The organism is Pauljensenia sp. UMB6358, assembly GCF_030216865.1.
GTDB lineage: Bacteria > Actinomycetota > Actinomycetes > Actinomycetales > Actinomycetaceae > Pauljensenia > Pauljensenia turicensis_A.
Window position 1 is genome coordinate 23,956 of record NZ_JASOMS010000013.1, and the last position, 10,888, is coordinate 34,843.

The following is a 10,888-nucleotide window of genomic DNA, read 5'->3' on the forward strand; positions in this document are numbered from 1 at the left end:
AGGACGAAAAGAATGTCGATTTTCCTTAACTCTGACTCCCGTGTCATCGTCCAGGGTATGACGGGCGCTGAAGGTCGCAAGCACACGCAACGGATGCTGAGCGCCGGCACAACCATTGTTGCTGGCACTAACCCGCGCAAAGCCGGTACCAGTGTCGACTTTGACGTGGTTGGCTACGGCCCGGCCGCTGACCGGGTCGAAAACGGAACAGTGTCCGTACCCGTGTACGCCACTGTTGCTGAAGCAAAAGAAGCAACGAACGCGAACACTTCCGTCATCTTCGTTCCGCCGGCCTTCGCGAAGGGAGCCGCACTTGAAGCGATTGATGCTGGCATCGAAACGATCGTTGTGATCACCGAAGGTATTCCTGTCGCAGACTCAACCGTTTTCGTGTCGCATGCACTGAAGAAGGGTGTTCGTCTGATTGGCCCGAACTGCCCAGGCATCATTAGCCCAAACCAGTCAAACGTTGGTATCACGCCAGCAGACATCACTGGTCCGGGTCGCATCGGCCTAGTTTCTAAGTCCGGCACGCTCACGTACCAGCTCATGTACGAACTCCGCGACTTTGGTTTCACCACCTGCCTTGGCATCGGTGGCGACCCGGTGGTCGGAACCACCCACATCGATGCCCTGGCGGCGTTCGAAGCCGACCCCGACACCGATCTGGTTGTGATGATCGGCGAAATCGGTGGCGACGCAGAAGAACGAGCAGCTACCTGGATCAAGGAAAACATGACGAAACCCGTCGTCGCCTACGTTGCTGGTTTTACAGCCCCCGAAGGCAAGACCATGGGGCACGCCGGCGCGATCGTTTCCGGTTCTTCCGGTACTGCTGCGGCAAAGGCCGAGGCCCTAGAAGCAGTTGGTGTTCGCGTTGGTCGGACTCCGTCGCAGACCGCTCAGCTTGCTCGAGAAATCCTCTCAAAGTAGTTGCACGCTCTGCCGGTTTTGGCAGGGCAAACTGAAGAGGCCGGAAGCGAACAGAACACAAACTCTGAAAACGGAGTGGCCAGAACACAAACTCTGAAAGCGATCTGATCTCGCTTCCACACTGAGGTAGGTCTCAATCTGACGGTGGCCGGTGGTGCGAAAGCCCTACCGGCCACCGGTGCGTCATGATGGATAACGCTATGAACGTTACGCCTGAGACTTCACCACGCGTCACCACAACGACGTACGCTCCGACGCGGAAAACTATTCGCGTGAGCATGCCTGATGGTTGGGCGCGCGCCATGCTTTCGGGCGTTGAAGCAGCATTCGTCGGTTGGGCTACCTGCGTTCTCATCGTCATGGGCTCCTTTCTGACGGTCGCGTCGAACCCGTGGGTGTCAAAAATCGGCTGGGACACGGTGTTCGCGTCCAGTTCGGATGTCTTCGGAGTCCTCTTCGGCGCATCAGTTCATACAGAAACCGTCACCTATCACGCCATCCCCACTCTTGTGTCGATCGGCCTCGTTGTGTTGCTCCGACTCTTCTTGCGCGGAGGCGAAGAGTTCTCGCCATCGTCGAACTGGTTCGCCGTTCCTGCTTTCACTGTGATGACCGCTTTCCTGATCGGTTCGGGTGCTTCGTATGTGCGCTGGTGGGAAGCGATGCCGGGTGCCCTATTCGTTTCGCTTCTCGCGTCGGCGTGGGCGTTTTTTTCTTGTGGTGACCATCCACTTCGCCGGTGGGGAGTCCCGCGCCTCATTCGTTTGGGAATTCGCGAGGCCGCAATCGCACTCACAGTCATCGTCGGATCTGCGGCGGTTCTTACTCTGATCGCCCTTCTTACTCATACCTCACAAATCGCGGGGATCCACCAGCTCCTGCTCACGACATCTCCGATTGAGGACGCGCTTGTTGGACTCGGTCAGTTATTTTTCGCCCCAACAATCTTGGCGTGGACGTTGGCTTGGTTTGCTGGACCCGGATTCTGGGTCGGAGTCGATGCGCTTCATTCGCCCACGTCAGCCCCAACTTTGCCGATCCCAGGTATCCCTGTCTTGGGCGCGATGCCCAATATCACTCCAAGCTATTGGACGATCCTCGTTCCGATTGCGATCGGTTTTGGCATCGGTATGTGGCGCGGAAGGAAGCGTCGGCAAGCATCGCTTCGTGAACAGTTTGTTCTTTCCGCTGTCGCATTTGTCGTGATCGGTGTTGGCTTCTGGATGTGGATGGCCATGTCAACCCTTCAGCTGGGGGCGACGCGCATGGCATTCCTAGGGCCGCATGTCGGTCCGACTACTGCGGCTCTGCTCAGCGAAGTTGGTTTGGCGTTTGTATTTGGTTGGGTGATCGTTCACCCGCGCTCGTTGAAGTGGATGCGCGATCAATGGGAGCTTTCGCTTCTTGACGCTGGGCAAACGGCTCCGCCTTCGACCGCGCTTGTTGAAGCAGAAGAGACTCCGGAACCGGATGAAATTGATACTGACCCGACCGAGGAAGAACTCGAGGTTTTGGTGAACAAGCGCGCCGATGACACCCCCAAAGAATCCCAGTCGGAACCTGAACTTGTTCCATGGACACCGACTCCCCAAGTTGTTGAGCCGACGGTGAAGTCTCCGGCTCAGCAGGAAGCTGAACAAGCGCGCTCCGAAGATGCGCTTGCAACTGAGCGTCTTGACCTCTCTTCGCTCTCGACCGGTGAACAAGCGCATTCGGAAGAGGACGTGGAAACAGAACGTCTGGACTTGAATGACCTCCACTTAGGTGAACAAGCGCGCTTGGAAGAGGACGAATGAACACCGAACCGACTCATTGATCGGTGCACGCTCCGCTTGAACAAGCGCGGTTAACTGTTCTGGTATCCGGCGAAGGCTCCAACAAGCGTGCGCTTGTTCAAGCGTGCGAAGATCCCACGTTCGGCGCCACGGCGGTTCTAGTGGGTGCAGACAGGGAGTGTTCAGCGATCGACTGAGTGAAGGAACGAGGCCTCGCGCACTTTGTTTGCTAGTTTCTCACTTTGAAACGCGCGAAGACTGGGACGCTGAGCTTCGACGGAACCTTGAACAAGCGCGGTCGGCCTCGTCGATAACTGGCACGCGGAAGGCGAATGTGGGGCGAATCCCTCACTGGACCTGCTTGGAACGCACACGCGCTACGGGATACGATCGCCGTAGGTTGCAACTGGCGAGGGTGGATCACCACCGGGGAGCAACCCGAAGTACCCGTGAGGCGTCGCCCGCCTGGGCGCCGGGCATGATCAACCATTACTGGAGGAACCCATGTCCGTTCGCCTGGACAATCTCGAAGCTATTGACGTCCGCCCCATTACCCGCGCTCTTATTTCCGTCTATGACAAGACCGGTCTGATTGAGCTTGCCACCGCACTTGCTGGCGCTGGCGTTGAAATTGTTTCCACCGGCTCGACCGCCGCGAAGATCGCAGAAGCTGGCGTCCCGGTTACCCCCGTTGACGACGTCACCGGTTTCCCTGAGGTCCTCGAAGGTCGCGTGAAGACCCTGCACCCGATGATTCACGCGGGCATTCTTGCTGATCAGCGCAAGGCTGACCACCGCGAGCAGATCAGCGAACTCGGCGTGAAGGCATTTGACCTGGTTATTTGCAATCTCTACCCGTTCACTCAGACGGTTGCCGGCGGGGGTAGCTTCGACGAATGCGTCGAGCAGATTGATATCGGTGGCCCGTCCATGGTGCGTGCAGCGGCGAAGAACCATCCGTCGGTTGCAGTCGTGACCTCGCCCGATTCCTACGCTGCGGTTATTGAAGCTGCCCGGGCTGAAGGTTTCACGCTGAAACAACGTCGCGAACTGGCAGCACGCGCCTTCGCACATACCGCAACTTACGATCTGGCCATCTCCGGCTGGTTTGCCGATCAGCTCGATCTGGACGATGTCCGCGACGAATTGGACGAGGTCTGCGAAACCCACCTCGACGCTTCCGATGCTGCGTTCCTTGAGTCCCTCGGGTTTGCCGTCGACGGGGAATCCGAAGAAATCGTCGAAGCTGACGACGAAGAAGGCGACATGCCGGCGTTCGTCGCCGATGCTTTCGAACGCGTTGACTCCCTGCGCTACGGTGAGAATCCGCATCAGAACGCTGCCGTGTACCGCGAGATCGCAGACGAAGAAGACCTCGACGAAAACGAGCTTCTGCCCGGCATCGCCAATGCTCGCCAGCTGCATGGCAAGGCAATGAGCTACAACAACTACACCGACGGTGACGCTGCCCTGCGCGCTGCCTACGACCATGAGCGCCCCTGCGTCGCCATCATCAAGCACGCGAACCCCTGCGGTATCGCCGTTGCCGACGACGTCGCCGAGGCACATCGCAAGGCGCACGCGTGTGACCCCGTCTCCGCATTCGGTGGCGTGATCGCCGTGAACCGCCCGGTCAGCGTTGAACTGGCTAAGCAGATCGTCCCGATCTTCACCGAGGTTGTGCTGGCCCCCGGATACGATGAGGGTGCGCTCGAGGTCCTGTCTGCGAAGAAGAATCTGCGTGTCCTGGAAGTTGCTCCGCTGGCAGTCGGTGCCAGAGAGTTCAAGCAGATTTCTGGTGGCCTGCTGGTTCAGGACCGCGATGACGTCGATGCAGTCGGCGACGATCCGGCAAACTGGACGCTCGTCGCAGGTGAAGCCGCGGATGCTGCAACCCTAGCTGACCTTGAGTTCGCATGGCGCACGGTTCGCTCCGTCCGCTCTAACGCGATCCTGCTGGTTAAGGATGAGGCTTCGGTCGGCGTCGGTATGGGACAGGTCAACCGCGTTGATTCCTGCAAGCTTGCAGTCGAACGCGCAAACACGCTGGGAGGTCGCTCTACCGGTGACGCGGCCAAGGATGCGGGCGCAGATATTCAGTCCGCTGGCGGTGCGCGCGCAGAAGACATTCTTGGCGCCGAAACTGAGCAGCGTTCCATCGGCGCGGTTGCCGCATCCGATGCGTTCTTCCCCTTCGCTGATGGCCTGCAGGTCCTGATTGATGCCGGCGTGAAGGCTGTCGTTCAGCCTGGCGGATCCGTCCGCGACGAGGAATCCATCGAAGCTGCGAAGGCTGCTGGCATCACGATGTACATGACGGGCACGCGCCACTTCGCACACTGACCTGCATTTCGGCGAGGTTGTTGGAAACGGCGACATCGTCCACTGATTATCCCCCTGCTGGAGCGCTCCGGCAGGGGGAATTTCATCTGAGTACACTGCCGTGTGCGAAGGAAAGGTGAACAAGCGCGGTAAAGTGGCGAGTTTGCAAGGAACACCGAGAGCACGCGGAACGCGCGGAACCGAGAGACTGTGGTGCCTCATTTTGAGCCTCTGACACCCTGAAATCAGGCTCGAAGCTACAGCCCCGCGTCTGGATGCTCGGGGAAGAGTGGCATGACGCCCGGGATGTGACTGTGCGCAGTCAGAGGGTTCGTGGGAATCTCGAAAGCGACTTCCAAGAATGGGCGCAGTAGATTCGCCAGGTCGTCAGGCTGTCCGTCGGAGACGAAGATGACGTTCGGGTGCAGCTTCTCGGACTCGACGAGATCCAAGATAACGCGCGCATCCCCGCGTTCTGAATCAACCCAATACACGGTCCAATCCGGGCCCAGAGCAGACTGCCCCGAAACGATGAAACGTCGTACTCGGCACCCTGGTGGAAGCGCTGTCACAACATCTTCATCCAAGTCGATCATGATCCGCGGGCCGCTGACTGCACGCAGGTTACCTTGCCCCAATTCGCGCGGGTCATTCACGGTCAGCGTCGACAGGTCGATACTTGCCGACTGATCATCGTGCCCCGGAGCTCCGGCAAGATGAGCGAGCTGTTCGGCGAGTTTCCACGTAAAAATCTCCGGGCGGACGTCGAGCATATCCGGCGCAGACCAGCGGAACTTACAAACTGCAAGGAACCATTGTAACGGGTCAACTCCATCAAGGAGGAGCCCCTCGCGCAGGTAAAGAGCGCGTTGCATTACCGCGTCGCGCACCGGATCATCGGCGAGCTTGCGCGCCTTCTTCAAGCGACGGTGAAAACGCTTTTGCGCCGAAGCATAGTCGTCGCCGTCAACCCACTGATCGCCCGGCCAGTTGTGCAGTCGAACAACCTCTTCACGCAGAGAAAACTGCTCGCCAACATAACCGCGATCAGCAAGCACGGTATCCCATGCCTGCACGATTTCCAAGGCGTGAGCGAATGGTGCGGGTACTTCGAGGTGAGGGATGACTGCAAGCTCCTGCCGTGCCGTTGACGCTCGCCAAGCAACAAATTGCGCGTGCGTGACAGGCTGGCCGTCGATGTCGCCCCAGCGTGGGTCGCTGGCTCTCGTTCGGGTTGCCTCGGCCCAGTTCACGAGGCCGGCCAGCAGTTTCTTACGTGGAACATCTGGGGTGTGGGCCGGAGCAATCGTGGGGTCTTGGGCATCAAATGCTCCTTCGATGTGCGCAACTGCTTTCAAGAGGAGGTTCCAGTTTGGAAGCTTTACGCGCTTCTTCGAGGCGAGTGCGACGGGGCTGAGGAACTGATCGATCAACCATGGGACGTCTCGGGAGTGAGCGATGCTGGCGATCTGGTCTCGAGCCACTTGCAGGGGAGCGTTTAATTCCGCGATGAGTGGGAGCGCTTGACGCTCTGCGTTGGAAAGCTTGCGACCGTCCGGGAAGCGTTTATGACTGCCGTGTTTGCCACGTTCGAGCATGAAAGCGCCGAAGGCTGGCATCTGGTGGTCGTTGGCAGGCATGAGTCTATTGTGTCGTACCTCTAGGTTTTCTTGCGCTCAACCGACCGCGCTTGTTCAAGAAACGAGGTGCTTGAACGGGCTTCATTGACCGCGCTTGTTCAAGCATCTGTGGGTTTTTGGCCGCGCTTGTTCACCGGATGGGGGCGAGACGGGGACGCGCAGCCTCGTATTTTTGAGTGGCGATTGGTGAACAAGCGGGGTGGTGAGTGGGGTGGGATTGGTGAACAAGCGGGGTGGTGAGTGGGGTGTGATTGGTGAACAAGCGCGGTGGTGGGGGAGCAGGTTGAGACGCGTTGAACGCTCGCGCGGGTCGTTTCGCTGACGAGCGACAGGTACGATTGAGCCATGAATTCAACTCCTCGCCCCGTCCTCGTCGTTGATTTTGGCGCACAATACGCGCAGCTGATCGCCCGTCGCGTTCGTGAAGCCTCCATTTACTCTGAGATCGTTCCTCACACCATGTCGGTCGCCGACATGCTGGCGAAGGACCCGGCAGCGATCATCCTGTCGGGTGGCCCGTCCTCCGTGTACGAAGAGGGCGCTCCGTCGATTGACCCCGCAATCTTTGATGCCGGTGTTCCGTTGCTTGGTATCTGCTACGGCTTCCAGACAATGGCCGCTGTCCTCGGAGGAACCGTCGGTCGCACCGGCACCCGCGAATACGGGCATACGGACGCTTCCGTCGGCACCTCGTCCTGCCTCTTCGCTGGCACTCCCGCTGACCAGGTCGTGTGGATGAGCCACGGTGATGCAGTCCAGGCGGCTCCCGAAGGGTTCGAGGTCACCGCATCCACCTCCGAAACCCCGGTTGCAGCGTTCGAAGATCGCTCTCGCAAGCTGTTCGGTCTGCAATGGCACCCCGAGGTCGGCCACTCGCAGTGTGGCCAGGACGCTCTGAAGAACTTCCTCTACGAAGGCGCTGGACTGGAACCCTCATGGACCGCAGGCTCCATCATTGACGAACAGGTCGAGGCGATCCGCAAGCAGGTTGGCGACGCTCAGGTGATCTGCGCGCTCTCCGGCGGTGTTGACTCTTCCGTGGCAGCAGCGCTGGTTCACAAGGCAGTCGGTGACCAGCTCACCTGCTTCTTCATCGACCACGGTCTGCTCCGCGCGGGCGAACGCGACCAAGTCGAAGGCGACTATGCGCGAGGCATGGGCATCCGCGTTGTGACCTGCGATGAATCCGAACGATTCCTCAGCGCGCTCGCGGGCGTTTCCGATCCGGAAACCAAGCGCAAGATCATCGGCCGTGAGTTCATTCGTTCATTCGAGGCTGCTCAGAAGCAGGTTATTGAACAGATCGGTGCGGAAGGTGGCGAGGTCAAGTTCCTCGTTCAAGGCACCCTGTACCCGGACGTTGTCGAATCTGGTGGTGGCGAGGGTGCGGCAAACATCAAGAGCCACCACAACGTTGGTGGTCTCCCCGACGACATGAAGTTCGAGCTCGTTGAGCCGCTGCGTACGCTGTTCAAGGACGAGGTCCGCGCTGTTGGTCGCGAGCTCGGTTTGCCCGACTACCTGGTTGAGCGCCAGCCCTTCCCGGGCCCGGGCCTCGGTATTCGCATCATCGGCGAGGTCACGAAGGAACGCCTCGACATCCTGCGTGCAGCTGACCTGATTGCTCGCGAAGAGCTGACTGCTGCCGGCCTCGATTCTGAAATCTGGCAGTGCCCGGTCGTTCTGCTTGCAGATGTTCGTTCCGTGGGTGTTCAGGGTGATGGTCGCACCTACGGGCACCCGATCGTCCTGCGTCCTGTTTCTTCGGAAGACGCGATGACCGCAGACTGGACCCGCCTGCCGTATGACGTGCTGGCGAAGATCTCGACGCGCATTACCAACTCGGTTGCAGAAGTGAACCGCGTGGTGCTGGACGTGACGTCCAAGCCGCCGGCAACGATCGAATGGGAATAACAGTAATAAATATTCTACTGTTACAAAACCATTGAAAACAGTGGGTTTTAGTAATTGAACGGCGCAAAAACTCTTTGGTAATACTATTTTGATACTAAAAAGCTGAAATAGTTGGTTCAAAAGGGAGTTGTTGAATTTAGGCGAATTGTTTAGAAAGTCTTCCATCATTTTGGTGTGAGGCTTTTGTGGAAATAGTAATTGGGAAAAAAGAATTTCTGAGGGGGCGGATGATGAAAAAGAAGGTGTTAGTTTTTTATGGATTAAATCTCTTGATTACAGTTTTTTTTGCACTGTTATTCGGGGGAATATTGGGAAGCGTTGGCGGAAATAAAATGATGTTAGGGCTACTCGTTGTATTAGGTGTTCAATTATCTCCATTTGTGACCACTATGATATTTAGAAAAATATATAAACAAAAGATGGAGTATACATACGAATTCAATAAATACTCGATTATAGCATGTGTATTGCCAATTTTTTTGGTTGTTATATCTGCATTTGTACTAAGTTTGTCAGGCGTCTCATATGTCAAAACAGAGTTCAAGGGGACTATCCTGATTGTCGCTATTCTTATAACATTAGCAGGTTCTTACACGGAAGAATTTGGTTGGAGAGGATGCCTGTTACATATCATCGAAACAGAGTATACGCCTTTTGTCAGCTCTCTTTTTGTAGGTATGCTTTGGGGAATATGGCATTTCGTTAAAATATCAAGTGTAGGTGTCGTTGGATTTTTATTATTCATCCCAACGATTATGTTGTTCAGTGTTTTAATGACTTATATTTTTCACAAGTCAAATAAATCTCTTGTAAATATGGTTATATTCCATTCATTTATTAACTTAACAAATATATTTATGATTTATAACAGAGAGGGTAATGCCTTTTACGTGGCTTTATTCAGTGTGCAGTCAGCAGTTATTTTTCTGATTTTTTTGAATGATAGAAGTTATTTCAGATTGAAAACCAATCAATAAACGCCAGTTTATCGTAATAGTAGATTACTAAGTAAAAGAGCGCGTAACTTTAAGACCTAAAAATCTTTCAGCTATGTGCTTTTTCTGTACTTATTTTATATCCGGTGAAACCTTATATGAGATAGTCACCTGCTGAAACAGGGGATAAATGTGAAGCAGAGACCTCGGAAACAAGTGTTCCGGGGTCTTTCTTTCGTCGAATAGCCCGAATACAGTTTTAGGCTTAAACGGCAAATCGTGTTGGTTTGGTGGGGGCTTTTTGTTGTGTTGGCGCGGTTTTTCTGGTGTTGGAGTTGGTCTGAAGTGCGCGTTCCACAACGTCGCTGAAGTCTATAACGACGGAACAAACATGCTGTTCGGGATAAACGTGGGATACAAGAAGGCTTGGTTCGAATACGACGGAACGGTCCAGCTGGGCGTCGATGTCTCCAAGGTTCAAATCGACGGGCCGGATGCGAACAACGTCGTCACCATCACGATTCCCAGCGCGCAGGTCCTCGGCCAGCCCCAAGCCGACGAGAGTACCTTCTCCGATATCCACAGTGACACCGGGCTACTGACCTCCATCACAGCGGTTGACCAGTCCATCGCGCTGGAAGAAGCGCAAAAAGCGATGAAGGAAAGCGCCGAGGCCAATTCGACGCTGATGAACGGCGCCCGTGAAAGGGCGAAAACCCTTCTGAGCCAATACGTCACGAAGATCGGGGATCTGCAAGGAGTGAAGTACGAGCTCCAGTTCAGGGATGCCGAATAGGTTAGCTTTATAGGTAGTCGCTCTTGAGAGGGACTGCGAACGTGGCCCCTCTTTTTCAATTGCCAACTGATTTGCGGGTAGCTTGAAACAAAGCGGCGATTGGTACCCTCTAATTCGGACCCTACCGCTCGGCTTCGAAGACGCTTTGAGGCCGCGCATACGCGAGCACACCTGGATCACCAAGGAGTACATCATCAATGACAAGCTCGTGCCGTTCTTCGGGGACATGCGCATGTGCGACGTGAGGCCAATCGACGTCATCAGGTGGCAAAACGAGCTCACCGAACACAGGGATGCCGACGGGAAGCCCTGGGCGCCGACGTACCTGCGCACGGTAAACAACCAGCTCAACGCCATCTTCAACCACGCCGAGCGTTACTACGGCCTCACCGACAACCCGGTGCGCAGGGTCGACAAGATAGGGTCGAAGAAAGGCGGCGAGATGCAGTTCTGGACCAAGGACGAGTACCTGAGGTTCAGCGAGGCCGTCATGGACAAGCCGCGCATCTTCCTGGCGTTCGAGCTGCTCTACTGGACGGGCATCCGCGAGGGCGAGATGCTGGCGCTCACGCC

At 56.3% G+C, this 10,888-nt stretch carries 8 protein-coding genes and 1 riboswitch; of the genes, 7 read left to right on the top strand and 1 reads right to left on the bottom strand.

The genetic code is table 11. The features are described from left to right. Nucleotides 1–12 precede the first annotated feature (12 nt). From sucD to purH, 3 genes are all read left to right on the top strand, one after another. Complete coding sequence (gene sucD / locus QP381_RS08110; protein WP_006681537.1) at nt 13–933, top strand: succinate--CoA ligase subunit alpha; 921 nt, start codon at nt 13–15, stop codon at nt 931–933. A gap of 278 nt (nt 934–1,211) precedes the next feature. Beyond that, complete coding sequence (locus QP381_RS08115; RefSeq protein WP_285068396.1) at nt 1,212–2,729, top strand: cell division protein PerM; 1,518 nt, start codon at nt 1,212–1,214, stop codon at nt 2,727–2,729. A gap of 371 nt (nt 2,730–3,100) precedes the next feature. Beyond that, nucleotides 3,101–3,186: riboswitch (ZMP/ZTP riboswitch) on the top strand. 26 nt (nt 3,187–3,212) lie between these two features. Then, nucleotides 3,213–5,051 (top strand): bifunctional phosphoribosylaminoimidazolecarboxamide formyltransferase/IMP cyclohydrolase, encoded by a 1,839-nt coding sequence (purH, locus tag QP381_RS08120; RefSeq protein WP_285068390.1) that lies wholly within the window; start codon nt 3,213–3,215, stop codon nt 5,049–5,051. Nucleotides 5,052–5,287: 236 nt separating this feature from the next. Here purH and QP381_RS08125 read toward each other — a convergent pair whose 3' ends face one another. Further along, nucleotides 5,288–6,670 (bottom strand): hypothetical protein, encoded by a 1,383-nt coding sequence (locus QP381_RS08125; protein ID WP_103633089.1) that lies wholly within the window; start codon nt 6,668–6,670, stop codon nt 5,288–5,290. A 345-nt stretch (nt 6,671–7,015) separates the two neighbouring features. On the opposite strand from QP381_RS08125, the gene guaA reads away from it, so the two are divergent. The 4 genes from guaA to QP381_RS08145 form a co-directional block, all read left to right on the top strand. Beyond that, entirely contained in the window at nt 7,016–8,584 is a 1,569-nt protein-coding gene (gene guaA, locus QP381_RS08130) for a glutamine-hydrolyzing GMP synthase (RefSeq protein ID WP_285068391.1), read from the top strand. 185 nt (nt 8,585–8,769) lie between these two features. After that, on the top strand, nt 8,770–9,561 hold the full coding sequence (locus tag QP381_RS08135) for a type II CAAX endopeptidase family protein (protein ID WP_285068392.1): 792 nt from the start codon (nt 8,770–8,772) through the stop codon (nt 9,559–9,561). 262 nt (nt 9,562–9,823) lie between these two features. After that, a complete protein-coding gene (locus QP381_RS08140) occupies nt 9,824–10,315 on the top strand; it encodes a DUF4230 domain-containing protein (RefSeq protein WP_285068393.1) in 492 nt (163 codons plus the stop codon). Between the two features lie 145 nt (nt 10,316–10,460). After that, nucleotides 10,461–10,888, top strand: a 428-nt coding sequence (locus tag QP381_RS08145) for a site-specific integrase (RefSeq protein WP_285068394.1), incomplete at its 3' end; no start/stop codon positions are given.